The following is a 26,171-nucleotide window of genomic DNA, read 5'->3' as shown; positions in this document are numbered from 1 at the left end:
TCCTGCTTCTATTGCAATCCGAACATACTTAGCGCATAAACTTGTGAGTTTGTCTTTTTATTAAATATCAATTTTGCTACAGCTTTGTCAATATTATATTTTGAATCAATGCTACAAACTTGATTATATTGACAACAACATTCAGAATAAAAATCCTTCAAAAATCCTTGTTTTAAATGTAAATCGGACTTCACCGACAATTCTTCTTTGTAATATTTATCATATAGAGCTAAAGCTTCATCCATAGTTTTTGCTGGTTGTCCATATCTTCCTGGTGGAAGACTAGCCCATTCATACGATCCATATTTTTCCAAAGCCTCTTTAACATTTCCACCTGTGATCAATTTTAATATGCCATTACGTTTATACCTCAATATCACTAGGCATATCAAATCTTGGCTTAATGGAGAAAAATCAGTAATCTTGTGTTTCTTTAAATAGTCCTTGCTTTCAGTATATTTGTCATATAGATTTGATGAAGAGTTTTTCGACCAACCATTTAACTCTTTATATGTGTAGCCCATAATCTGGTAGGCCCCGGCAGCAGTTGATTTTAAACCACTTTTTGAAATTAAAATTTGTGGATGTGTAGACCAACCTTTTTTATAATCTTTAATAAAAGATTTGCCTCCAAAAAGCTTCTCATATCCCTCCTCTCCAACCGTTCCTTCTCCTACCCTGAGCATCCTCATAAATGCTCTTACTCGTTCTTCACAAATACAGTCACATTTTTGCGTGTCTTTAATAGATGTTTCAACAGATAAACTAATTGATACTTTCTCGGTTGATTGATTGAGATATGGCATCAAAATAACATTTTTCCCTGACCATGATTTTGGAACTTTAAATTTTATAGTCTCGCCTCTGTAAGGCTCATTTTTGTCAGTTGTGAATACCTTCTTTTCCCTGTCTCCTACTTTTACATCCCATTTGATAGAGCGTTTCTGTGCCTCAGTAATTTTATCGGAAGGTTTGTTGTATCGTGTCACTTTACACTCAACGATACCTTCAACTTTTACACTTCCTGATTTGTCCACTTCCTTTATTAGAATACCTGCGGTCGATACCTTCTCTTCAATAAAACAGGTCAAGCATTGTTGCGGATACATTTTATAGCTATCTTTTTTTATAAAAGCTCTAAATACAATCTCTTTACCAGCATACTTATCAGTTATTTTATAGTTTATAGCCTTCCCTGTGCCGATAATTTCAGGTGTACCACCTTTCGGTATTAGGGTCTCTTGAATGGAAGGTGCACTTCTTTCTATATTTTTTTGTTGAGTGAAAGAAACTGCCTCTAATATAAATTCTGTCCCCATTTTCAGTATCTTTAATAATTGCTCATATACTTTATTACTTAATTTGATTGTTTTTTAGCATCTAAAATTATAACTCACAGTAAAGTTATCTAATCAGCCGCATAAGATATTTTGGTGACAGTATTTTTGTCCTTTTGCGTAATTTCAAAACAGGTAACCCCTCCTGGGTAGTCAACTTCTATTAAGAGGTCATTTGTTGTTTTATACTTATAATAAACCTGAATATATTTATCCACTTCAGAAATGTATTCGATGTCTTTTTGGGGTAGTGTATCTTTCAGATTCTCATTGATTCGCTTAATAATATCATATACTTGTGTCATATTAGCGTTAGGAAAAATGCACTTCTGAATGGTCGTGTATCCATCATCCTCTGAATATTTCTCGCATTTTAAACCTTTCCAATCTGTTTCATTCACAAATAATTTAGGTTCATCACTATTCGCTTCACTCACATGATTATTTGTGTCGGAGTTTAAAACGCAAATATTAACTTTACTTTCTGTTTGTGAATCTGTTTTCGTTTGTTTATTTTGAAATGACCAGCACCCGCTAAGCATTATTAGTCCCATGTACGCTAAAAATATTCTTTTCATCGTAGTTTATTTTTTAAATGTATGATTATAGCTTTCAATAAGTATATCTTACGGATCTTGAATATCTGATCATCGTCAGAATAGCAGACTTCTTATTTCTATGTAAAGTAAAGCTTTTTAATTAAAGGTCTCCGAGATAAGTTTTTTATCAATCATTCTATCAACTTCTTTCTCTCTGTTGAGCAGGGTTATCCGATTTTAGGATAACCCCATTATATCGCATCCTGCATTTTATCCGAAATTGATAAAACCTTCAAACAATTGATTACTGAAATATAATTCTCCGTTTTGTTCACGACCATAGATTTTACCTTCTCTGGCTAACCATCCGATCGCTGAAAATAACGATCTCTCATCGATAGCGAGACTGCTCATAAGCTGAGATATCGTCATTTCTCCCGTCTCATTCAGGATGTTCCATAAACGTCCTGCATTTTCTCCAATCGTACATGTAATCATAGTATTATTTATTAAATTTTTCTCTTAAAGATATAAATTTTTATCTACATTAAATAGCGATTTAAGAAAACTACAAATTTTAACTCGCTTTTTATGAATTTTTCAATCATAAAACTGTTTGTACGAGATCGGTCAATCCGACAAATTATCACTTTTAAGAGTATTTTTTTGATAAAATCAGATTTTTTTACGAAATTAGTTTTTCGAATGTCATATAAATTTTAGGAAATGATCCTCGCCAGCATTCAGGACATCAACGACTGGTTATACACCAGTCTGTATGTGATATATTTTATAACCATAATCAGTACCATTATCGTAGTGATTTCAGAAAATCGGAACCCGGTAAAAAGTATTGCATGGATCGTCGTATTGCTTTTTCTGCCGATTGTCGGCATCGTATTTTATTTCTTCTTCGGGCAGGAATACCGGCGTCAACGCATGATATCACGCAAAGGAAAACGCAAATTATTACGAAATATTTCTTACGGAGAATTCGATACTTCCGAATCGCAACTCTCCGATTCGGCCAAACAACAAATAAAGCTGGGATTTAATCTTAACCAAGCCCTATTATATCCCGGAAATAAAGTAACTATATATACCACCGGAAAAGAAAAATTTATCGATCTGAAAAAAGAACTGCTGAAAGCCAGTCTCTTTATTCACCTGCAATATTATATATTTAATGACGACGTACTCGGACACGAAATCAGGGATATTCTTATCGAAAAGGCAAAAGAAGGTGTAGAAGTACGTGTAATATACGACGATGTCGGATGCTGGAGAGTAAAAAACAAATTTTTTTCGGAAATGATCGATGCGGGGATCGAGGTAAATCCTTTTTTTGAAGTGAATTTTCCGCAATTAGCCAATAAAATCAATTATAGGAATCACCGAAAGATCGTAATCATCGACGGGAAAGTAGGCTTTATCGGCGGGATGAATATCGCCGATCGTTATTATAACGGCGTTTCCTGGGGTATATGGAGAGACACCCACATGCGTATCGAAGGGCCGGCCGTACAAGGTCTACAGTCGTCGTTCGCGGTAGATTGGTGCTTTACCAGTCGCGAATTGCTTTCGGAAAGTATATACTTTCCTTCAGTGGCTCCACAAGGGAAAATAGATATTCAAATCATAACGAGCGGCCCGATCGGAGAATGGAAAGAAATATCGCTTACTTTTTTAAAAGCTATCGGCAACGCTAAACAATACATTTATATACAAACTCCGTATTTTCTTCCTACCGAAAGTCTGATGAAAATCTTACAGGTTGCAGCTCTTGCTAAAGTAGATGTAAGACTGATGCTACCGGAAAAATCCGATTCTCCCGTATTACAGAGAGCCTCCCACTCTTATATAACCCCTATGTTGAAAGCCGGAGTGAAAGTGTATTTTTATCAGCCCGGATTTTTACATGCCAAATCGATCGTCATCGATGACGAATTTTCAACGATCGGATCGACTAACCTCGATTTCAGAAGCTTCGATCACAATTTCGAAGTAAATGCTTTTATGTACAATAAAGAGTTGGCATTAGACATGAAAAACATATTCTTGAACGACCAGAAAAACTGTCGGCGTATAACGTTAAAACATTGGATAAACCGACCGCTACAAAAAAGAATAGTAGAATCTGTAGTACGACTACTCAGCCCTGTGCTGTAATTTACAAAAAAACGGTTATTCGCAAAATTCTTCCGCTGGGTTTATTATATACAAATGTCGTGATGAGCGGGTAAAAGCCGTATAAAGCCACCGGTAAAAATCGAGGCCTAAAAACTCGGTTCGTATATATCCCATATCGATAAACACATTTTTCCATTGTCCGCCTTGTGCTTTATGACAGGTTACAGCATAAGCGTATTTTACCTGCAATGCATTATACCATGGATCTATCTTCACTTTTTTCAGCTTTTCCCGCTTCGTCGTTATATCAAAATAATCTTCATATACCGACATAAACAGCCGGTTATTCATTTCAGAGGTTAAAGCCGGAGCCTCTGTCGATAATGTATCGAGGATAATTTTACACTCGATTTCCACTTCATAATCGGGAAAATACAGTGCAACATCCGCAAAACGGAAACCATACATTTCCCGAGTATTTCTCACTTTTACTACCCGGGCTACATCTCCGTTGGCGATAAAATCGATCTCTTTATATTTCTCACTCCAAAAATAATTATTCTTGGCAATCAATAACATATCTCCGGCCGTAAGTTCTTCATCCCGGTACAAGATCTGGTTACGTATTCCCTGATTGAATATATTGGCCCGTTTATTAGAACGTGTAATTACGATCGTTTCATCCATTCCGTCCCGATCATACGCCGTTGAAATAGTTTCTACCAAAAACTCTCCGGATACTTTCTCGATGTCCTGAAAAGAAGAAAACCAGATATGGGGAATCGCTGAAGGATCGGAAAACATCTGTTCTCTCAAATGGGTCGCATTAAAAAGTATTCCCGAATCGCCTGCCTGCCGGGCAACGGTATGCAATTCGGCATCGAATACTTGCAAACCGTATCCCGAAAGGACGTTCTTATCGAGTGCAGGGCTGTTTTCCTGTCCCACCGGCGGCAACTGAGCCCTGTCTCCTAATAAGATAAGACGACATCCTTCTCCGGAATAAACATACTCTATCAGATCATCGAGTAAACATCCCGAACCGTATACGTAAGTATCTGAAGATATATTCGATATCATAGAAGCTTCATCTACGATAAACAAAGTATTTTTATGCAAATTATCGGTTATCTGAAAACCATCGTAATCACCAGTAAAACTTCTTTGCCGGTATATTTTCTTATGAATCGTATAAGCGGCATGTCCGGCATATAAAGAAAACACTTTTGCGGCACGCCCAGTAGGTGCAAGCAAAACAGCCTTTCGCTGAAATGTCCCAAGCGTTTTTACCAAGGCACCGACCAATGAAGTTTTACCAGTTCCCGCATAACCGGTAAGCAGAAATAACGATTCGTCGATTCCTTCGAACAGGAAATCGCACAATGCCTCGAGCATTTTCTCCTGCCCAACATTAGGAAGGTAAGGCAAATTACTTTTTACCTGTTTTAGGAAATAATCTTTTATCATCTTTTTCTAATAAAGTCATTTACAAAAATAGTGCATACGGTTTTCTTTTTTTACTTTTGTAAAAAGAAAATTAGAAAACTAAACGAAAGCCTTATAATAAACCCGTTATGACAGAACGTTTTAATCTTGAAACAGAAAAGACCGGGCAATACATTCTACTCATCCGTATAGAACCCGAAGGGTTCTGTTTTGCCGCTTATAATCCGGCTGTAAACGGGTCGTTTACCTCTTACCGCATACCGGTAAATAAAAACGAAGATCTTTTAAAAGTACTCGAAGAAGCGGTTTATGAGGATCCTGTATTATTATGTCCGTTCCAAAAAATCTATATCCTCTTGCAAACGGAACGGTTTACTTTCGTTCCGCAAATACTGGAAACCGAAGGTGAAACTGAGCCTTATTATCATTACTGCCACACCGAAAAAGAAGAAAATATTCTCGAAAATCGATTGGAAAAAAACGGTATTTATAATCTCTTCGGTATAGATAAAGATTTATACGCGTTTCTTCAGCGGACCTTCGATAATCCAATGATTCTTCATCATCTGAGTCCGCTTTGCGAATACTTTTATACCAAAAGCCGTTTAGGAAACAATGGAAAAATGTATGTAAACTTACAAAAAAAGCAAATCGATATTTTATGTTTCAATAAAAAAGGCCTCCTTTTAGCCAATACTTTTCCGTACGAACACATAAACGATGGAGCTTATCATATTCTGAATGTTTGGCAACAAATCGGGTTAGACCAAATGAGAGATGAAGTGCAATTAGCCGGAGAAAGCGAACCAAAAAAAATGATCACCCATATCCTACAGGAATATATCAGTTATGTTATTCCTTCGGTATTCCCAGCTCAATTATTTAAAATGGGTAAAGGAACCATGGGAGTCCCTTTCGACATGATTATTACTCCATTAAGCGGATTATGACAACCTATAAGGTTCAACGCTTTTCCGAATTATAACTTTTAATCTGTGTATTTTATCAAACCATAAACAAAAATCCGGTATTTTTCCGAATTAAATTCACAAATAAAAAACAGGAGCTTTTCCCAAAGCCCCTGTCCTTTAAAATGATCTATTCACTACAAAAGTATATATTATTTTATCCTTTTATAGCCATATACGGCCAGATCGCCGAGCTGTTCCTCTATACGCAGCAACTGATTATATTTTGCCATACGGTCAGAACGGCTTAAAGAACCTGTTTTAATTTGTCCGCTGTTGGTTGCTACGGCAATATCGGCAATCGTCGCATCCTCGGTTTCACCCGAGCGATGAGAAGTAACGGTCGTATATCCGTTACGATGAGCCATCTCGATAGCGTCGAGTGTTTCACTCAAAGAACCGATCTGGTTTACCTTAATCAAGATAGAATTGGCACAGCCTTCTTTGATCCCTTTCGATAAAAATTCGACATTGGTAACAAATAGGTCATCTCCAACCAATTGACAACGGTTTCCAATACGTTCGGTAAGTTTTTTCCAACCTTCCCAATCATTTTCACTCATACCGTCTTCAATAGAATCGATCGGATAAGTATCGATTAATTTTTCGAGATAATCGATCTGTTCGTCTGCTGTACGTTTCACCCCTTTATCACCTTCGAAAATCGTATAATCATATACTCCGTTCTTATAGAATTCAGAAGAAGCGCAGTCCATTCCGATCATTACATCTTTCCCGGGAACATAACCGGCTGCTTTTATCGCAGCGATAATACTGTTGAGAGCATCTTCGGTTCCGTCGAGAACCGGAGCAAATCCTCCTTCATCACCCACAGCCGTACTCAAACCACGATCGTGAAGCACTTTTTTCAAGGCATGGAATACTTCTGCCCCCATACGCAACCCTTCGCGGAAAGAAGAAGCCCCGACCGGACGTATCATAAATTCCTGAAAGGCAATAGGGGCATCGCTGTGCGAACCACCGTTGATAATATTCATCATAGGTACAGGCATTACATAAGTATTCACACCACCAATGTAACGGTACAATGGAATATCGAGATATTCAGCAGCAGCTTTCGCAACCGCCAAAGAAACACCCAAAATAGCGTTAGCACCGAGATTCGATTTGGTTTTCGTTCCATCGAGTTTCAACATAGCCGTATCGATTCCTCTCTGATCGATTGCAGGCATACCCACAATTGCCGGAGCGATTTTTTTATTTACATTCTCTACTGCTTTTAAAACACCTTTACCTCCGTAACGTTTTTTATCCCCATCTCGCAACTCGAGGGCTTCATGTTCACCGGTAGAAGCACCAGAAGGAACAGATGCTCGTCCGATAATTCCCGACTCTAACGTAACTTCTACTTCTACTGTGGGATTTCCCCGGGAGTCAAGTATTTCCCGAGCCCATATTTTCTCTATTTTCATACTCGTAATTATTTAATAAATTCGAAATTAATGTTTTTCCAGATAATTGGCTACACCTTCTTCGGTTGCCTTCATAGCTTCTTTACCTTTACTCCAGTTAGCAGGGCAAACTTCTCCATATTCTTCAAAATGCTGTAAAGCCTCAACCATACGTAATGCCTCATCTACATTACGTCCCAACGGTAAATCATTGATCACGCAATGCCGTACAATTCCCTCTTTATCGATGAGGAATAATCCTCGATAAGCCACCGGAGCCCCTTCACACTTCCAATTTCCATTTTCATCCGGAGCATATTTACCGGCTAAAACGCCATAACTTTCTGAAATAGATTTAGAGAAATCAGAAACGATAGGATAAGTAACACCCTGTATTCCCCCTTTATTTTTAGGCTGTTGCAGCCATGCGAAATGAGAATATTCCGAATCGACCGAACAACCGATCAATTGCACATTCAATTTTTCAAAGTCAAACAGCTTTTCTTGAAAAGCATGTAATTCGGTAGGACATACAAATGTAAAATCCATCGGATAAAAGAACAATATTACATATTTTTTCCCTTTAAACTGGCTCAGTGTAAAATTATTTACAAACTCATGTCCGTTTATGATTGCCGTACTGTTAAAATCAGGGGCCTTTCTTCCAATTAAAGATCTCATAATCGATTTTTTTAATTAATAAATTACTAATATATTAACCGAAATTTGTATGTACTGGTTTTGGGAAAAATCAGTTAATATGCTTTTCCGGAAATATTTCTAACTTTTATTTTTTCGAGGATAAAATTACTCGATCTTAAAAACATTTCCTATCCCCATTTGTAGGTATATATCATAGTATAACAAATAAGATAAACTAAAAGTTTATTGGGCGTAGAAACATGCTGCGAAGCATATACAGTCATTTGTGATTCCTTTTTTATTTCGTATCTTTGTCACCAAAGATGATGAATTGCATCCGAGTACACTTAATTTTCTTCATTAAAACGATAGAATAACCTAAAATTCGGGAAATTAAGAATAAGTACAAAGAAAGTATTTACGACTTGCAGACAAAAGTCGACGGACAGATCTCCAACAAACAAAGTACAGCATTATTTTATGTAGTAATAGCTTTGACCTTCACTAAAGGATATGCTGAACAAAGAAATAATGTATTTGCACCGTTCAGAAATGGTTTTGCAAAAACAAAATTGTCTCGGGATATAACGACATTTTTTTAATTAATAATTATGAGAACAATCGTTTTAATCTTTTGTATTATGGCAAGCATGATAAGTTGCAAACCAACAACGAATAATTTTTCAAAAGCTGAAAAAATTTCTCTTTTAGACACTTTATCCCACAATTTTTCTACAGATATTGTCGATTGGGTAACAGAATATGAACCCAATGACGAATTACTCATCGTATCGATGAGTTTAATTTCAGCCCCCGCCTTATTAGAAGAATATAAAAAAACAGGCGGTATCGAAAATTCACCCTCAAATACAAGGATAGACGAATTTATCCGGCTCAAAATACTACCTGATTATATGTTGACTAATGAAAATAACGATACCTTAAAAATTAGGTTAACAGACACTTCGGAGTATTATTTTAACGGCGGTTTCTCTTTTTCGGGACTCTCTCTTTGTGAAAAAAATAACGAATTATATTTCAAACACTGGATACGGCTGGATTTGGATGCCGCCTTCAAACAACTGAAAGGATATATAAATATCATGTTGTTTTTCCCTGAAAACAACATGAAACGAAAGATAAGAATTCCTGTAAACGCCTCTGTTTATAAAAAACTTAACAATTTGGAATAAATAAAATATCATAGACGAATAAAAAAACAAACATAACCGAGCCATATGAAAAAAATAACTCTTATCTTTTTATTAATATACTTTATGAATACCATCGAAAACAATGCGCAAAGCCGGGAAAATTCCTCGCTTAACCAACTTTTCATCGATTTTCTGAAAACAGAAACGCTCTATCATAAAGATGCGGCATATTACCCTTACCCCTTCGAAGATATCGACTGCGGACATCTTTACAAACGCCAGGAAGTAAATAGCACCGAACAGATGAAACAACTCATAGCAGAAAGTATCGCTTATGATAGCAGAGACTCTACCATCTATTACAAAGCCAAGCTCGAGTTGCCTCATTATATTAAAATCGATGTACTCGACAATGAACATTATCATGCCGAAGCCTTCGTGAACCAGCCAGACAGTAGCGCTACGCTGCATTTTAACGAAGCATCCATAGGCATACCCCAATGTTTTGATAAGACTGAAATTACATTGCTCGGAATCGAGGGGGACGTCGCTTATCTTCTCCTGGAAGATAAGAGCAAATCGATAGACTACTCCTATACTCGACCGGGATATGAGTTCGATGACGACGAACCGACTGAAAACGAAAAAACGGAATGGAAGTGGAAACCTTATAGAGAGGGCTGTAATATAGACATCATCTCTATTTGCGGAGATACCGATGATGGGATTAAATACTGTCAGATGGGGCGCCTTTCGGCCGTAGTACGTAATAATAAAGGTGCGATACTTGATTTCCAGTCCCTTTGCGAGGATTTTCGCCACTACTTGTGGTATCGCAACATGGATGTGGTTAACAGTTACACGGCAAAAGCCTTCGAAGAATTACAACAGCGCTTTGCTCCGATAGACGGCGGCTATCTACATTATCCGTTATATGTGGTGAGACTGCAAGCTTCGGGACACGTCGACAACCTGGATGTTACCGTTCATTCCCATAGCGTGCGCCCTCTTGTTCGGCTGGAACTGACCGGAAAATTCGTACCCCGTTACGACCATTACGCAGATGAACCCACGTTAGAAGAGATGATGCACCAAATAGCCACCATTCGAAACAATAATGCCGACAGTCTGCTGCTGAAACCTGTTGTAGCCACCTATGCCTATCATCCTCAACGAAATACCCTGGCCGTAGTCGCTTATTTGCCATTCTGCTATAATACCCAGAAGTGGGATGCCAGACTGCAATTTTCGAGTCTCACGATTAATTCAATAGAAGGAATCGTTACTCTGGAAGACGATGAAATAGTACGGGGACGTTTAGATAACAGGCCCTATTTATCCCAAGGACCATACGGTGATGCTATAGACATGGTAACCATACCCACTCCTATTAGCAGTAACGACACGCTTCGGGGTGAGTTACGATATTATTATCCCGACTACGAAGCAACCCGCTACGACCTACCCCGGTTACCTATGGGGTGGCGTTACGAAGAAGAGAGCCATACCTTATTTATCCCTCGCGATGACTTTCATTATTTCGATACCAACAACGGGTACGACGACCAAGGCAAATACAATCCTACTATCGGCGATATCATTCGCACCGACAATGAATACGGGCTGGTATTTGAACGACCGCTTAAAACGTACATCGTCATCAAAAAGGTAAGAACCATAGGGGGTACCGTTCCCTTCACCTTGGCATTGCCGGCGGGTCCCCCGAAGTAGCAGTATGAATATTAATTGATAAAAATCATCGGGATCACATAACCTGCCCTCCATAAGTAAACCATTAAAATGCATATAAAAACAATTATGAAAAAACAGAATTACTGGATGTGGCTTTTCCTAAGCTCTGTGGCGACATCGGTCGTAAACATCGGGATCTTTGTATGCTTCGGATGGTTGGAAGGCTCCTTTCTGGTTAAATTCGGATTAGACCTATTGCTTTCGGAACTGATCGTAATACTAATATTATACCGACTGATAACGGCCTCTGACCGGCCGGTATCGAGAGGGAAATGTGTATTGTTTGCCGTACTGGGACAATTCATCAAAGCCTTCCTCTCGTACGTATTACTTTTTATCTATATCAGATTTATATATTTAAATGTAAACGAACCCGCCGCCGGCAATATCGACGATTGTGTTGAGTATGCCCTCGATAGTTATACGAAAATATCGATTTACAGTATGTTTCTGAGAATATATATCGTATACTATTTAATATACCTGTTTTGTTCGACAATCGCAGGTATTGTCATAGGGTTAGCGCTCTTCGTCCTACAAAAAACGATACGCGAAAAAAAGCTGATCCAAGACTGATACCGGTACAAAAAATAATCGATATAAAACAATCATGAAAAAAATAATGATTATGATTCTATTCGGAACAATCGCGCAAACGGGAATCGCGCAAACGGCAGAACGCTGGTATGCTTTTCAGGACCAAACACAACTATACGGGTATAAAGACGCTAACGATGTAGTCCGTATCAAACCCCGTTTTACTACAGCTCCAACCAATTTCGACAACATAATATGCGTCGGGCAATACCTTGGGAACAATAACAAGGAAGTCGTCAGCTTCGATACTTATTTTCTTACCAAATCGGGACGCAGGATAGATCACCATCTATACATTTCTAACCGGGGAATCGTCGATTCGGAATGCGAAGGTTTTATCCGCTATCGACATTATAACATGTGGAAATTGCCGCAATTTACAGGACTACTCGATCGCAACGGAGATATTGCGATCGAAGCGAACCGATTTAACTATCTTTCGCGCGTACAGAACGGTTTGTTATGGGCCGAAGAGGGCGCCGTTTGTAAAACCTCGGCCGATGGACGTCCTACCTGGGAAAACGGTTCCGGAATCATGCTGATAGATACGACCGGACAGGTATTGATAAATGCCGACGAATGCATGGTCGACCAATATGATATGATTTACCTCAAATTACACACCTGCCGAATCTCCCCCTCTCCCCACACAGACAGCACCCGCGTAAGTTTTATGGGAGTCAACGGAGAATACTATTCGTTTGTAGACTACCGCAAAGAATTCTTAACGTGGATTAAAGAAAGGGCAAAAGATATAAACGAAAGAAATGTCGACTCGATATTGGGTCCGCAGATAACCCTACAACTTCATAATGGAGGAGGGCCGCTTTATTGTCAACCGGAAAATCTCGAGCCGAAATATAAAAATTCATTGATACAGGCCATCAACGCCATAGCAAAAGGAGAGGCCATGCATGGAATTTCTCAAGCAATGTCGTATTTTTTTGTGTCCGACTACTGGATAAACGAATTTGCAGCATCCGGAAAAGGTGGAAACGAATTGCCTACATTCGAAATTTTTAAGGTGGTCGAACCCGCAACCTCCATCCGGGAACATTATTATTTTCTCGATACGAAGCAAGGGTTTAAATTATCTAAGATACAGATGTATTAGATCAATATAAAAGAAAAGAAAGGTCATCCGATACATACGGCAATAAGAGGGTATGGCATATGTTTTTGTCGATAAACTCTCACGTGGTTTTTGTCGTTTTTTCTCCTTATCTTTGAAGAAAATTTAAAAATTACTTGTATGCGTATTATCAGCGGTAAATACGGAAAGCGGCGTTTCGATGTGCCTACCAACATAAAGGCGCGGCCGACAACCGATTTTGCCCGGGAAAACCTTTTTAATGTTCTGGGAAATCTCATCGATTTCGAAGGAAAAACCGCACTCGATCTGTTTGCCGGTACGGGTGCTGTCAGTTTCGAATTATGTTCGCGCGGGTGTAGCCGGGTCGTATGCGTAGAACATTACGGAGTACAATACAATTTTATCCGGAAAGTACAGCAATTACTGGGCGATAAATCATTACTTCCGGTAAAAGGAGACGTATTTAAATTTATTTCCTCTTGCCGAGACAAATTCGATTTTATTTTCGCCGATCCTCCTTACGATTTGCCTCAGTTAGAGAAAATACCCGAAATGATTTTAAAATCGGAATTATTGAAGCCCGACGGATTACTCGTCGTAGAACATTCGCGTAAAAACGACTTTTCATCTCTTCCCGAATTTATACAACACCGGGAATACGGCAGTGTAAACTTCAGCTTTTTCAGAGTAAAAGAGGAGGCTCGGTAATGGCGAACCTAAAGGGATTCCTCGCAGGAATCATTTCCTCTTCCACCTTCGGTCTCATTCCGTTGTTTACTCTGCCGCTAATGGCACAAGGAATGGATTTCGACTCTATTTTATTTTATCGTTTTCTGATAGCCGGGATTTCGATCGGGATCGTTTTACCGCTAAAAAAAATATCATTCAGAATCAGCAAAGCCGAATTGCTTACATTATCGTACCTGAGTATTTTTTACGTAGTCTCGGCCATGTTCTTATTCTGGGGTTACAATTACTTGCCCAGCGGAATAGCCACAACGATACATTTTCTGTATCCTGTATTCGTTACCCTTATCATGTTCCTATACTATCATGAAAGACTTTCGGTAATTATTATTACAGCCATTATAATGGCGTTTTTTGGAGTAGCTTTTCTCTCGATCGGAGGCGCGGCCGAAAAAATCGATATGGCGGGCATCGGAATCGTGCTTATTTCGGCCATCGGTTACGCATTATATATCATCAAGGTAAGTAAATCGAAAGTACGTAATATGAATGGCAGCAAACTGACATTTTACGTACTCCTTATCGGGGCGCTTATCTTTTACATTCAAACTTTAATAAAAGGGACTTTTCAGATTATCCCCAATACCCAATCACTCATAAACATCTTACTGTTAGCAATTCTACCTACCGTCATATCGAATCTCGCACTCGTTTATGCCATTAAACGTATCGGCTCTACACTCACGGCCGTTCTCGGTGCCATGGAACCGCTCACTGCACTCTGTGTGGGGATATTGGTATTCGGAGAACCGATCACATCCCGTATCGCTACCGGATTTTTACTGATTATTTCGGCTGTAAGTCTCATCATTCTGTCACGACCCTTAGAAAAAATAATACGGCAATTATTTTTCAGGCTACGTCAATGATTACCATAATGTATAATCAGCCGACCGTTTTCGGTATTCGTCAAAATAACTCAACGTCAGACGGGAGAAAGCATATTGTCCGATCTCATTCATCGAAACACGCTTATATTGTGAAAGAGTTTCCGACTCTTTTACGATTTCGATGGTATAAAAACGGGCATGTATAATCCGATGAGAAAGAACATGCCTGCGGCAAACCGGAATCCCTGAAACGACAACCTCATCTGAAGAAGGCAAAAGTTTTTTATATCGGGGCATTTGTACAAGTTCTTCAAAAGAGACCTCTTTTTCGGTCTCGATAAGAACCAATTCATATAAATTTCTCCATATATCATTTTCCGACCTACGATTAATCCAGGTATCTCCATCTTTAAGAATATGCAAATAATTAAAATACCGGGGTTTCACTTCTGTCTTTCCCTGCTTTACGGGATAAGACTCTACATTTCCATCGGCAAAGGCCCGGCACTTAACCACCAGCGGACACATTTCGCAACGAGGAGAGCGCGGTACGCATTGTAACGCACCCAATTCCATAATAGCCTGATTATAAATCCCCGGACGATGACGATCGAGCAAATCATCGGCTAAGGAAAAAAACATTTTTTTCCCGGCTCCGCTATCGATAGGAGTATCCAAAGCGAATAAACGGGATAATACCCGATAAACATTTCCGTCGACAACAGCATGCGGTAAACCATATGAAAAGGAACAAATCGCCGCAGCAGTATATTCGCCTATGCCCTTTAGCGAAAGTACTTCTTCGTAAGTTTCGGGAAATTTACCTCCGAAAACAGTCATAATCTGATGAGCGGCCGCATGCAAATTACGAGCTCGACTGTAATAGCCCAGCCCCTCCCAATATTTCAGTACCTCGTCTTCGGGAGCCTCGGCCAAAGTGGCTACGTCCGGGAATCGCCCTACAAAACGATTAAAATAATCGAGCCCCTGCGCTACTCTTGTTTGCTGTAATATTATTTCCGATATCCAGATCAGATACGGATCGGCGGTCTCCCGCCAGGGCAGCTGCCGCTTATTTTCTTCGTACCATTTAACTAACGGACCCGATATCGACAAATTTTCATCGTATTGTATGCTCATACCTTATTCTTTGACCGCTGCAAATGTAACGAAAACCCCTGAAACCCTCTATCGTTTCTTTTTTCTTTTAACGTTTCACGATTCGACAATATTATCGTAAGTTTGCACCTATTTTAAATCGAATATTTTATCATTATGGCTAAAAAGAAACAGGTAATTTTCAGCGGAGACTGGATGGGTATGCATCCTTACCAGTCCTCTGCCCCCACCGACTTGTATTACGTAAAACTCGCCAACCGGATATATGAAGCCGCCGACGTACTTTTTCTTTCGGAAGCCTATCATAAACTATATCTCGACGAAGACGAGAAAAAAAGATTTTGTTGCACTTTAACGGCCTATTTCGAAGATATTATTTCACAAACAGGAATATTTACCGCATTTACACGGGAATGCCTGAAACGAACCGGAAAACCTTTGCCATTTTATACTTGCGAAGACTATGCTGAAGATGAAATAAATACCTGCGACCTGCAATTTATTATCTGGCATTTTTTTATGCAACTCGATGAAACAAATATTCCTTATTCTCCGCTCGACCCTTTATTTACTCAACTGGCTACAACCGTTATGCAAATTCTCGATGCAGAATACGAGACCGCACCTGAAAACGAAAAGCTAAAGAAATTTTTTCTGCAACCGAACCTTACGAGCCGCAATATAGAAAATTGGTTTTCGCGTATTTTCTGGACAGGCAGCGAATCATATTTATTCCAAGAAAACGGATTGCGTTTACAAATCGACGCCGACGATACGGTCGATATGGCTAAAAAAGAAAATATGGAAGACCGCATACCCGAAATGATAAACATGCTCTGCAATGATTTCGCTTATAATAACGTTACCGAATTTTTTGCGTTACGACCCGCACAATGGCTTTCCCGTATTCTCGGCAAATCGGTCCCGGTGTACGAATGTCTCGATTCTCTTAGCCGCAAATATTCCGGATATTTCCGCTACATAGAAGAAAAAGAAACACATACCCGGTTTACACACATCGCTACCGGTAAAGAAATAGAAATCACGAACCGGTCTCTAATCGGATTTCCCCCCGAGATGAAAAATGAAAACCGTATCTTATTTTTCGGTATCGTAAAATGGGATAACGACTGGTGGCTCGTAGGAGAGGCCCGCTCCTATGACGGATCGGAAGAACTGGCCGATGAAATTACCGGGCAAGAAGAGGAATATCATCTTTTCGACGAAAAAGAAGAGTTACCCGAAAACGAGCAAGAAATTATCCTCAACGATATTCTTACCGATACACAAGATGAAGAAGGCGAACCGCTCTCTCCTACTGAAGTAGCTTGGATCGCTTTAAAAAGCGATGAATTAGGCAAATCGTTCTTCAAAAACGCTTACCTGAATAACAGGATACCCGAGTTGGCATTCGAAGGGGAAAACGGCAAAATACTCATAAAAGAAAACCTCGATTTTATGCTCGACTATATAAAACGATAAAACAAACCATCTGAATCCATAAAAATGAAAAAACAATTATTTGTTCTTTTGCTTCTATGTATCCCCTTTTCATACATAAGAGCCGCGCAAGTAGATACGTTAAAAGTTTACAGTCCCAAAATGCAAAGGGAAATTAAATGTGTAATTATACTACCCGATACTTATTCCCAAAAAACGACAGAATTGTTTCCTGTTATGTATCTCCTGCACGGATACGGAAATAATTATAAAATCTGGATCGAAAAGAAGCCGTCCTTACCCCGTTTAGCCTCTTCACATAACATGATCGTAGTTTGCCCCGATGGAGAAGCGAGCTGGTATTGGGATAGCCCGATAAATCCTTCTTCCCAATTCGAGACTTTTCTCTCGAAAGAATTGGTAGAGTATATCGACAAAAATTACCGGACTATCGCCAATCGCAAAGGACGCGCCATTACCGGTCTGAGCATGGGAGGACACGGAGCCATGTGGACTGCAATACGGCATCAGGATATCTTCGGAGCGGTAGGCAGTATGAGTGGAGGCCTCGATATACGTCCCTTCCCGGGTTATTGGAAAATGAATAAACAAATCGGCGAATATAAAGACAATACAGAACGCTGGAATCAGTATACCGTCATAACCCAACTTGATAAACTCACCAATAACAGCCTGGCCATTTTTATCGATTGCGGAGTAGGCGACTTTTTTCTACAAGTAAATAAAGATGCTCACAATATGTTATTGCAAAAAGGAATAAATCACGACTTTATTTTACGACCGGGAGGCCACGATTGGGATTACTGGACAAACGCAGTCGAATATCATATGTTGTTCTTTAAAAACTATTTTCAGGGGAAACATCCTCTTGTAAAATAAGAAAATGATTTGTTAACAAAATGAGATATTTCACATAAACATAGTTAAATCGACACGAATTTTTATACAAATCATTTGCAAATACAAAAAACGACCTTATATTTGTACTATGTTTTTTCATAGTATTAGATTTAAGGTTTACAAAGATTGGGTTGTCGGGATGACAACCTTTTTTTATTTATTCCTGTAATTACTAACGAATTTCCCCTTGCACATATCATATATCACGAATAACCACACGATCATACAAGGTAATGCTTTCAGTGCGTAAGGGCGGATGTACTCCATACGAATAAACCGGGGGAAAAGATCAGAGGAAGAAAATCCTGTAAATATCAATGCAAACAACAGTAAAGCCAGATTGCTATATTTCCACCCATGTCTTTCGGGAGTAACCAGAAACCAAATAATCACTCCGGTAAAAGGAATAATATAAGTACTCGATTCGCTTCCGGTACTAAATAATACGGTAAACAATAATACCGATGAAAGCAGTAACATCTGAAAGCGTTTATCTCCGTATCTGCTGATACGCAAGTAGGGTAAGAAAAATAATACTAATCCGGGGACAATAAGCCAAAGGTCGCTATATGCCGCGTTACCCGATATCTTTCGTACCATTCCCAGAAAGGATATATTTTGCATGGGAGAAAACATGTTTTCTCCGTTTTTTATCTGTAACGACTCATACCATCCGGCATATTGCTGAAGGATATAATCGGTACCGAAAAAGAGCATCGGCAATACCAACATGACAACCGCCCAGAATATACAATATAAAATAAAATGTTTTTTCTGCTTGGAAAAGAAAAAGAAAGCCAAACCCACAATTCCGTACAATTTTACAAAAGTACCCGCCATAATAAGGAATGCCGCCCAGAAATCACGCTTATCCCGAATCAAGGTATAAGACAAAATCAGGATGGCGGCAATACCGAGATTCAACTGTTGGTTTACGACAGATGCGAAAACTTCATTTACCGTCAACCAATAAATAAGCGCATGCTGCCAGCGTTCGAGAGGCAACTGTTTTACGGCCCAATACAACAGCATCACATTCCCGGTCACCCACAATAAAACACCCCAAAAGTCGGGTAATACGGCAAACGGAGCTATAATCAGAGAAAAGAACGGCCCATAATGATTTTTATCGAAATACAACTCGGGATAATGTCCATACAAAGAAACACCGTCGACCGCATGCCAATATACATTCTTAAAAATAAGATAGTTATTATAAGACCCGGGGCCCTTCAAAAATTTCAATACCACACCGGTAATGGCTAACACAAGCCATAATACCGATGTGGTACGATAATCAGAAAAAAACGGTTTTTTAAAAAAACGCACTATACTACGCATCTGCTTTCCGATATATTCCTGTTAATTTTATTCCGCAGGGAGAACGGTATCCGTTTTCCCCTCAATTTTCTCCTCTTTATTTTTTAAATCATATTCGTAAGCAAGCATGCGATACGATACGGCAAAACCGACAGATGTTACCGCCATGGTAACGAAAATACCCACGATAAGCGCGATAAAGCCTACTATATTAATCAGAAGGAATACAATACCCAACGCTACCAGTTTACCGAATTTGCCGCGCGTAATCTCCCAACTTCTTTTCAAAGCCTCTACCGCTCCCTTATCGGTATCGACGATGATGATGGGCGCATACATAAATCGTATCAAAAACAGCAAAATAGCGACCCAGAAAATAGCCAAAGGGATAAGTATAATCATAGATTTGGAAATCGATTCGGGATTCATAGCCGCCGCGTAATTATGCGCACCGGAAACCAAAACGATCAGTAAAAATACAAACGTAAACAAAACAGAAACGACAATAATAAAACCGAGATAAATAAATACCAGAACTAAATACGTCTTTAATTTCTTTAACCCTTCCTTAAAAGCCGAAAATTCGGCGTCTTTACCGTCGACAATATCGAGACATAACTTATAAAAGCCCAAAGAAAATACCACCGAAAACAACAGCAAGAATAACATCGTAACCCAAAAACCGAAATCAGGTTTGTTCGACGGCAAAAACGTAAAATATACCGCATAATAAATCGTTGTATAAGCCAGAATCAGCCCGCATAAAACCACGAGGTTATTTTTCGCCAGCTTCCAGCCTGTTTTTACCGAATCTCTTACCGAGAATAATAAATTTTCCATAAAATCTGAATTTGTTAATTTGATACGAATATAAACCATTTTTTCGAAATTACCATATAAGAGGCGATAAATTGATCCGGTGATCGCATTCAGGCCTTCCGCTTTATTGCTTCTTTAAAGATAACGTTTAAATTTGTAAGATCTTCCAATTTTCTTACGAAGGTTGCCATGCCATCTGCAAGCAGAGGCAAAGAGGTTGTACGATGCCGGACGAATAGTGTAGTGGCAAATGAATAGACATAATCACTTTCATTAGGGTGAAACACTTGCCTCATGCATATACCTTGGATGTCGATAAGAGGGAAAGTAAGAAGCCCGTTATCGAGGAGTAGACAGCAGATTTTGAAGAGAAAAGCATGGCCTAAAACAAATTTATTAGTAATAATGTTATTAGTAATAGATATATTACTTATCTTTGTGCTTGGAATTACATTTGAAGATTATGGAGAAAAAACCTTTCATATTCGGTGTTGCAACATCGGGCGATAATTTCACCGACCGGGAAAAAGAGACCTCTCGACTGGTATTGAATTTCCAGCATGGAGTGAATACGGTATTGATCTCGCCTCGCCGTTGGGGTAAAACCTCTTTGGTGCAGAAAGCGTGTCGCTTGGCGCAGTCCGACAAATTGAAGGTCGTTTATATCGATATTTTTTCTTGCCGTAGTGACAAGGATTTCTATGACGCATTTGCTTCGGCCATTCTCAAACAAACCTCTTCAAAGTTGGATGAATGGTTGGAGCATGCCAAATTATTTCTTTCACGAATCAGTCCTAAAATATCGATGGGAACCGATCCGATGACGGATTTTTCAATATCGCTTGAAATGAATCCCAAGAGCAACGAGATCGATGAAATCCTGCAACTCCCTGAAAAGATAGCGCAAAAAAAAGGTTGTAATATCGTTATTTGCATCGACGAGTTCCAGCAAATTGCAGAATTCAAAGATTCCAAAACATTCCAGAAGCGGTTACGCTCGATCTGGCAATTACAGAATTCGGTATCTTACTGCTTATTCGGCAGCAAAAAACACTTGATGAACGAACTTTTTGAAAAAAGAAGCCTTCCGTTCTATAAATTCGGAGACGCTATCTATTTGACAAAAATCGGGACGGCGAACTGGGTGGATTATATTTGTGGCCGTTTCGAAGCTACGGGAAAGCGGATTTCGAAAGAGTTAGCCGAAAAAATCTGTCAGAGAGTGGATAATCACTCTTCGTATGTGCAGCAGTTGGCGTGGCTGGTATGGATTCATACGGATAAAGTTGCCACGGAGAAGGATTTCGAGGAGGCATATCAGGATATCATCGACCAGAATACACCGTTGTTCGAGAAGCAGACCGAAAGCCTAACGACCTATCAGATGAATTTTTTGCGAGCCATTATTGATGGAGTCCATAGCGAATTTACCACGCAAGAGGTTTTGCAGAAATATCAACTCGGTTCATCGGCTAATGTCAGCATCGTAAAGCGGGCATTGGTCAAGAAAGAGCTTATCGAGATCGAAAAGCGTCAAACCATTATTCCCGATCCCGTGATGAAGGTGTGGTTAAAAAGAGAATTAGGTGTATAATTCTGCGACTAAATAATTCTAAAAGAGAAAAACCGGCAAGGTAAAATAAGACGGGATTGGCCGCAACAAGACCGGTTTCACTGTGATTATATGAGTCATGTTCCTAATTTCGGCTTGCTATGCCGCTATACTCTTGCGGAATTGGTCAAAAGAGCATCTAAGAAAATTAATTGAATCAGTATCATGAACATTTCCCAGTATAAATAGTAGGTTTATGGAAAAAATAAATGTAACAGATCTCGATGAAAACTTTTTTGAAACCATCGGGAAAGAATGGATGCTGGTAACAGCCGGAACAAAAGAAAAATTCAATACGATGACTGCCAGTTGGGGAGGAATCGGTTTTTTATGGAATAAACCCGTTGTTTTCGTTTTTATCCGACCCGAACGATATACCTACGAGTTTATCGAAGCCAACCAAGATTTTACCCTCTCTTTTCTCGGAGAAGAAAACAAAGGAATACACAAAATATGCGGAAGCAAATCGGGGCGCGATACCGATAAAATTAAAGAGACCGGCCTCATTCCTCGTATTACCGAGAGAGGAAATATCATTTTCGAACAATCGCGCCTGACACTCGAATGCCGGAAACTGTATTATGACGACCTGAAAAAAACAAATTTTATCGAGACCGATATTCCCGGAAAATGGTACAACGGCGCGGGATACCACCGCATGTATGTAGCAGAAATCGTAAATATCCTGAAGAAATGACCGGAATAAAAGTGACTGTTTCCGAAAAGTTTTTATCGGTATGCCCTCAATTCGATGCTGCCGTTATAACGGCTAAAGTGCATAACTCGGCCCTTAACCCGCGGCTTTGGCAAGAAATCGACGCAGAAAGTCGAAGGATTAAGGAAACCTATACTTTACCGGATATCAATAAACGGGAAGCGATACGTTCTACCCGAGCGGCTTACAAAGCATTGGGAAAAGATCCCAATCGCTACCGGCCCTCGGCAGAGGCTCTCTGCCGACGTATCGTAAAAGGAATGGAACTGTATCGAATCTCTACTTTAGTCGATCTTATCAACCTGGTATCGATGCATACCGGTTTTTCAATCGGAGGGTTCGATGCAGAAAAAATAAACGGCGATCTGATTTTGGGAGTAGGAAACGCAAACGAAGAATTCCAGGGCATCGGGCGAGGATTACTCAACATCGAAGGTCTCCCGGTTTACAGAGACAGGACCGGGCCTATCGGGACTCCCACCAGCGACGAAGAACGTACGAAACTCACCCTGGCTACTCGTGAAATACTAATTATCATCAATGCCTACTCCGGCGGGGAGCAACTCGGAAACGCAGTAAGGCTTACCGGCTGTTTACTTACCGAATATGCCGATGCTAAAGAATTATCGTATACCGAAATATTTAAATAATACCGAGCACCTGTTGTCCTGAGTCCCTTTATTATCGTGAATGACAGCAATAAATCCCCTGCCCGTTTCACTTCGGGTAATCGCCCCATAATCGTTTACGCCTTAGTGACGTCCCGAGAGATCCCCCGGTTCCGCCTCATAATAACAAGAGGGGGACATCTCCCTTCAATAATCGCTGACGCATCGGGCATTCCGAACGGGGAGCGGTTTTGAACTGTTGTACCATTGAGTATATACGGCAAGATACGCGTCACCGGTAGCCGGAAAGCCGAAAACGACAGAATATGAATTACCACTTGTTGTACTTTCTGTCGAAGACCAGTATTCCCCCTCTATCATGGGATGAGCGGGATAAATGGCGTCGACCGCTTCCTGAAAGATGCGTATCATCAGCAATTCCCCTACGGTGGGCAACCGCCAACTTCGCCCGCCCGTAGTTAACCCCCGGCAACCGGCGCCGGCGACAGGCTTGGTAAAATCGGCTTTAGTATTATAATTGGCGGCATCTTCAAAGCCCGACACATTCGCCCACGTACCGGGAGCGATGTCGGCCGGCGCCACGATAAACCGCGCCGGTACCCGGCCGTTGATATTCGGGTTGTTTTCATTTCCCCCGCTCGTGTTGTGGCGTATCGTGGCCCCGTTCCTCATCAGATTCGTACCGAAGGGCCATACCGCCGCATCGGGCATGCCGTCGGCATAAAATACCGCTACCGGGGCACTAAAGCCAGGGAGCGTCTCTTTTAGGATGTACTGCGCCGAGGCTCCGGTAAAACCACCCGCGTAAAGGGCTGCCGCGCACAGGCATATCCGGTATAAAATCTTATTCATTTCTTTACGTTTCATTGTGTTGTTTGTTTCCCGATTAATCATTTATCTGGCGTACCGCTCTCACATAATACATGATATTAAATGTATTTAAGGATATAATTGAACTTTTAACATCCGCACTATAAGCATACGGACCGCTTTCGACCTTATACAACAAATTACAAGTAGATGACCAAATGCCGAAACGCCCTTCCTCGGAGGGAGGAAATATGTTTTTCGCAGAAGCCACCCCAATTGTCTCTACGACAGAGGGCAGGTACCAGTCGGCGGGGCTATACCCATCGGAAGGCTGCAGCCCGTTAAGCCGATAACAAGCGATCGCCGGCCGGATTCCTATCCAAGGATCGGGTTCCGCCATAGCGGCTTTCGTATTTTCGAAACCATCGGTATAAGAAGTCATATTCCTTATAATATCTAAAGGAAGAGTAGATCCATTACGGGTAATCCAAAAACTCATACTCGAGGGAGAACTACCGGGGGGATTAATGGGGTCTGCAAGAGGTAAAGAATATACCTCTATGCGTTTGGCGTACCGGAATTTCACGGCCCCTGCATCGTTAACAGGCACCTCGCCCCCGGCGTCGTTCCAGGCTTTCAACCCGCCGGCAAAATATCCCGGAACAACTCTCACCACGTGAGGATCTTTTTCAGAAACCCCTTTCAGGCGGATCGTATAATTCAGTTCGCAATTGGGCTGTATGCTGTAACTTTCTTCGAAATTCATCCCGAGGGGTATTTTGTACACCACCACCTCTTTTCCCACCCCGCCGACCACATTTTTGGCGGTTATCTGCAGGTAAATGTTCCCTACCGGGGCGTTATTTACCCGTTCGGTAAACGATGTACCGGGTACATCGTGTTGCAAACTCACGGGCACGTAGGTCGACAAGGGTGGTAACTCGCCTCCCTGATGCCCCGTCAGCAGTGCCAAGCCTACAGCATTATAAACGTTCGGAAAAACGGGTATACGCCCCATAATGTTGTAAAAACTTATATCCGGAACAAACACACTCACATCCCAGGTATTGAATTTTGCTTGCAGGGAATCCTCTACCTGAATATTGAAATTCATTTTCGAGACGGAACGCAGCAACGGGATAGAAACCTGAATGGGATTGGCGGCGGTAAGCGTTACGTCGGTCTGCCCGCAAATAACAATTTTATCTTTTTCCGGATTACCGTAAGTGTTTAACGGAAATCGAGGCATTCCCGTCGAAAGTTTAAAATCATTTTGCAGCGTCTCATAAACACTATACCATCCACCTACATTGAGTCGACTAAAATCAGACTCGAGCACATTGCCGATAACCACGATGCGTTGTCTCCCCTCTTGCTTGTTAAGGGTAATGCTTCGAGGGTCGATCACCCCGTCGGGGCAATTGACATACTGCTTGCTTACCAGTTTCGATTTAGCGGCCGTCCCGTCGAACTGGAATACGGCGTATCCCCACACAGCATATTCGAGTCCCGGTTCTCCCGCCCGCGTCCCGGAATACGCCGCCGTATCGGGGACAACCGTCAGTTCTACGTCCATCACGGGAGACGAAGCCCTTACCGGCCGGAAAGTCTCTGCGCTACGGCCTTCCGTTCCCGGCAGCAGGTTATACGCCGCCAGGTCGAGCGAGAGTTGCACCGTTACCGGATCGCCTATGCCTCCCGATGCCGTCGTTTCCGCCTCGGGAATGAGTTCGTCGTTGCATCCGGCGGCTAAAGCGGCCGTTATCAGCAGGCCGGTTATGATTCGATTCTTCATTGTGTTGTATCTGGTTGTTATGTATTATTTATTTGTTTATTATCCAATTGCTTTACGCTGTCCTCCTGAGCGAATAGCGAAATCCCCCCGGAGACATCACCCCGGCAGCAGCGTCGGTGGGGAAATCGCCCAATGCCATAGCGACGAGAGCAGGACGATTACCCAAAGTGACTCTCATCAGGGGACCCTTCGCAGGTCGCTCAACATGACAGGGGGTAATGGTAAGGTCAGGAACAAGGAAATGCGGTAACCAGAAATTCCGTTTACCGCTAACGTAGCGTTTATAATATAAGAGCTTGCTTACATCACAATTGTGTGTGTGTGTGTGTGTGTGTGTGTGTGTG

25 protein-coding genes are annotated in these 26,171 nt (G+C 40.8%); 13 read left to right on the top strand and 12 right to left on the bottom strand.

Annotated features, from left to right (window positions below; translation table 11 throughout):
* Positions 1-8 precede the first annotated feature (8 nt).
* The 3 genes from NMU02_RS02055 to NMU02_RS02045 all read right to left on the bottom strand — a co-directional run bounded on the left by NMU02_RS02055 (position 9) and on the right by NMU02_RS02045 (position 2,374).
* Positions 9-1,319 carry a glycoside hydrolase family 24 protein gene (locus tag NMU02_RS02055; protein WP_255025487.1) on the bottom strand — a complete coding sequence of 437 codons (1,311 nt, stop codon included), beginning with the start codon at positions 1,317-1,319 and terminating at the stop codon, positions 9-11.
* Positions 1,320-1,408: 89 nt separating this feature from the next.
* Positions 1,409-1,915 carry a hypothetical protein gene (locus NMU02_RS02050; protein ID WP_255025485.1) on the bottom strand — a complete coding sequence of 169 codons (507 nt, stop codon included), beginning with the start codon at positions 1,913-1,915 and terminating at the stop codon, positions 1,409-1,411.
* Positions 1,916-2,146: 231 nt separating this feature from the next.
* Positions 2,147-2,374: a winged helix-turn-helix domain-containing protein gene (locus NMU02_RS02045; protein WP_255025484.1), complete on the bottom strand. Its 228-nt coding sequence runs from the start codon at positions 2,372-2,374 to the stop codon at positions 2,147-2,149.
* Positions 2,375-2,602: 228 nt separating this feature from the next.
* Between NMU02_RS02045 and cls the strand changes: the two genes are divergently transcribed.
* Positions 2,603-4,045: a cardiolipin synthase gene (gene cls / locus NMU02_RS02040; RefSeq protein WP_255025482.1), complete on the top strand. Its 1,443-nt coding sequence runs from the start codon at positions 2,603-2,605 to the stop codon at positions 4,043-4,045.
* A 15-nt stretch (positions 4,046-4,060) separates the two neighbouring features.
* Here cls and NMU02_RS02035 read toward each other — a convergent pair whose 3' ends face one another.
* On the bottom strand, positions 4,061-5,473 hold the full coding sequence (locus tag NMU02_RS02035) for an ATP-dependent DNA helicase (RefSeq protein ID WP_255025481.1): 1,413 nt from the start codon (positions 5,471-5,473) through the stop codon (positions 4,061-4,063).
* A gap of 107 nt (positions 5,474-5,580) precedes the next feature.
* Here NMU02_RS02035 and NMU02_RS02030 point away from each other — a divergent pair, with 107 nt between their 5' ends.
* Positions 5,581-6,402 (top strand): DUF3822 family protein, encoded by an 822-nt coding sequence (locus NMU02_RS02030; RefSeq protein ID WP_255025480.1) that lies wholly within the window; start codon positions 5,581-5,583, stop codon positions 6,400-6,402.
* 170 nt (positions 6,403-6,572) lie between these two features.
* Here NMU02_RS02030 and eno read toward each other — a convergent pair whose 3' ends face one another.
* Together eno and NMU02_RS02020 are read right to left on the bottom strand one after the other, a co-directional pair.
* Positions 6,573-7,853 (bottom strand): phosphopyruvate hydratase, encoded by a 1,281-nt coding sequence (gene eno / locus NMU02_RS02025; RefSeq protein WP_255025479.1) that lies wholly within the window; start codon positions 7,851-7,853, stop codon positions 6,573-6,575.
* Between the two features lie 27 nt (positions 7,854-7,880).
* The gene (locus NMU02_RS02020; protein WP_255025477.1) at positions 7,881-8,513 is read right to left on the bottom strand and encodes a peroxiredoxin; all 633 of its coding nucleotides are present in this window, start codon (positions 8,511-8,513) and stop codon (positions 7,881-7,883) included.
* Between the two features lie 602 nt (positions 8,514-9,115).
* On the opposite strand from NMU02_RS02020, the gene NMU02_RS02015 reads away from it, so the two are divergent.
* The 6 genes from NMU02_RS02015 to NMU02_RS01990 all read left to right on the top strand — a co-directional run bounded on the left by NMU02_RS02015 (position 9,116) and on the right by NMU02_RS01990 (position 14,686).
* A complete protein-coding gene (locus tag NMU02_RS02015) occupies positions 9,116-9,667 on the top strand; it encodes a hypothetical protein (protein WP_255025476.1) in 552 nt (183 codons plus the stop codon).
* Positions 9,668-9,751: 84 nt separating this feature from the next.
* Positions 9,752-11,359, top strand: a complete 1,608-nt coding sequence (locus NMU02_RS02010) for a hypothetical protein (protein WP_255025475.1) — start codon at positions 9,752-9,754, stop codon at positions 11,357-11,359.
* Between the two features lie 87 nt (positions 11,360-11,446).
* A complete protein-coding gene (locus NMU02_RS02005) occupies positions 11,447-11,956 on the top strand; it encodes a hypothetical protein (RefSeq protein ID WP_255025474.1) in 510 nt (169 codons plus the stop codon).
* 34 nt (positions 11,957-11,990) lie between these two features.
* Positions 11,991-13,091 carry a hypothetical protein gene (locus NMU02_RS02000; protein WP_255025473.1) on the top strand — a complete coding sequence of 367 codons (1,101 nt, stop codon included), beginning with the start codon at positions 11,991-11,993 and terminating at the stop codon, positions 13,089-13,091.
* Positions 13,092-13,229: 138 nt separating this feature from the next.
* A complete protein-coding gene (locus tag NMU02_RS01995; RefSeq protein ID WP_255025471.1) occupies positions 13,230-13,778 on the top strand; it encodes an RsmD family RNA methyltransferase in 549 nt (182 codons plus the stop codon).
* Positions 13,778-14,686, top strand: coding sequence for a DMT family transporter (locus NMU02_RS01990; protein WP_255025469.1), 909 nt, complete (start codon positions 13,778-13,780; stop codon positions 14,684-14,686). The genes NMU02_RS01995 and NMU02_RS01990 overlap by 1 nt, the downstream gene beginning before the upstream one ends.
* Here the strand turns inward: NMU02_RS01990 and mutY are convergent, their stop codons facing one another.
* Positions 14,687-15,787, bottom strand: coding sequence for an A/G-specific adenine glycosylase (gene mutY, locus NMU02_RS01985; RefSeq protein WP_255025468.1), 1,101 nt, complete (start codon positions 15,785-15,787; stop codon positions 14,687-14,689).
* Between the two features lie 135 nt (positions 15,788-15,922).
* Here mutY and NMU02_RS01980 point away from each other — a divergent pair, with 135 nt between their 5' ends.
* Together NMU02_RS01980 and NMU02_RS01975 are read left to right on the top strand one after the other, a co-directional pair.
* Entirely contained in the window at positions 15,923-17,248 is a 1,326-nt protein-coding gene (locus NMU02_RS01980; RefSeq protein ID WP_255025467.1) for a DUF3843 family protein, read from the top strand.
* A 24-nt stretch (positions 17,249-17,272) separates the two neighbouring features.
* Positions 17,273-18,106 carry an alpha/beta hydrolase gene (locus NMU02_RS01975; RefSeq protein WP_255025466.1) on the top strand — a complete coding sequence of 278 codons (834 nt, stop codon included), beginning with the start codon at positions 17,273-17,275 and terminating at the stop codon, positions 18,104-18,106.
* Positions 18,107-18,280: 174 nt separating this feature from the next.
* Here the strand turns inward: NMU02_RS01975 and NMU02_RS01970 are convergent, their stop codons facing one another.
* Positions 18,281-19,468 carry a glycosyltransferase family 87 protein gene (locus tag NMU02_RS01970; RefSeq protein ID WP_255025465.1) on the bottom strand — a complete coding sequence of 396 codons (1,188 nt, stop codon included), beginning with the start codon at positions 19,466-19,468 and terminating at the stop codon, positions 18,281-18,283.
* 27 nt (positions 19,469-19,495) lie between these two features.
* Positions 19,496-20,287, bottom strand: a complete 792-nt coding sequence (locus NMU02_RS13800; protein WP_255025464.1) for a DUF7847 domain-containing protein — start codon at positions 20,285-20,287, stop codon at positions 19,496-19,498.
* Between the two features lie 442 nt (positions 20,288-20,729).
* Here NMU02_RS13800 and NMU02_RS01960 point away from each other — a divergent pair, with 442 nt between their 5' ends.
* The 3 genes from NMU02_RS01960 to NMU02_RS01950 all read left to right on the top strand — a co-directional run bounded on the left by NMU02_RS01960 (position 20,730) and on the right by NMU02_RS01950 (position 23,243).
* Complete coding sequence (locus NMU02_RS01960) at positions 20,730-21,860, top strand: AAA family ATPase (protein ID WP_255025462.1); 1,131 nt, start codon at positions 20,730-20,732, stop codon at positions 21,858-21,860.
* A 214-nt stretch (positions 21,861-22,074) separates the two neighbouring features.
* Entirely contained in the window at positions 22,075-22,575 is a 501-nt protein-coding gene (locus tag NMU02_RS01955) for a flavin reductase family protein (RefSeq protein ID WP_255025460.1), read from the top strand.
* A complete protein-coding gene (locus NMU02_RS01950) occupies positions 22,572-23,243 on the top strand; it encodes a B3/B4 domain-containing protein (RefSeq protein ID WP_255025458.1) in 672 nt (223 codons plus the stop codon). Before NMU02_RS01955 ends, NMU02_RS01950 begins: the two co-directional genes overlap by 4 nt.
* Before the next feature lie 165 nt (positions 23,244-23,408).
* Here the strand turns inward: NMU02_RS01950 and NMU02_RS01945 are convergent, their stop codons facing one another.
* The 3 genes from NMU02_RS01945 to NMU02_RS01935 form a co-directional block, all read right to left on the bottom strand.
* Positions 23,409-24,089 carry a DUF1566 domain-containing protein gene (locus NMU02_RS01945; RefSeq protein WP_255025455.1) on the bottom strand — a complete coding sequence of 227 codons (681 nt, stop codon included), beginning with the start codon at positions 24,087-24,089 and terminating at the stop codon, positions 23,409-23,411.
* 19 nt (positions 24,090-24,108) lie between these two features.
* Positions 24,109-25,827, bottom strand: coding sequence for a hypothetical protein (locus NMU02_RS01940; RefSeq protein WP_255025454.1), 1,719 nt, complete (start codon positions 25,825-25,827; stop codon positions 24,109-24,111).
* A gap of 52 nt (positions 25,828-25,879) precedes the next feature.
* On the bottom strand, positions 25,880-26,171 hold a 292-nt coding region (locus NMU02_RS01935), incomplete at its 5' end, for a hypothetical protein (RefSeq protein ID WP_255025453.1).

The sequence above is a fragment of the Coprobacter tertius genome (assembly GCF_024330105.1).
In the GTDB taxonomy this organism is placed as follows: Bacteria; Bacteroidota; Bacteroidia; order Bacteroidales; family Coprobacteraceae; genus Coprobacter; species Coprobacter tertius.
Note: the sequence above shows the minus strand (reverse complement) of the source record. Positions and strands in the feature narration are given on the sequence as shown.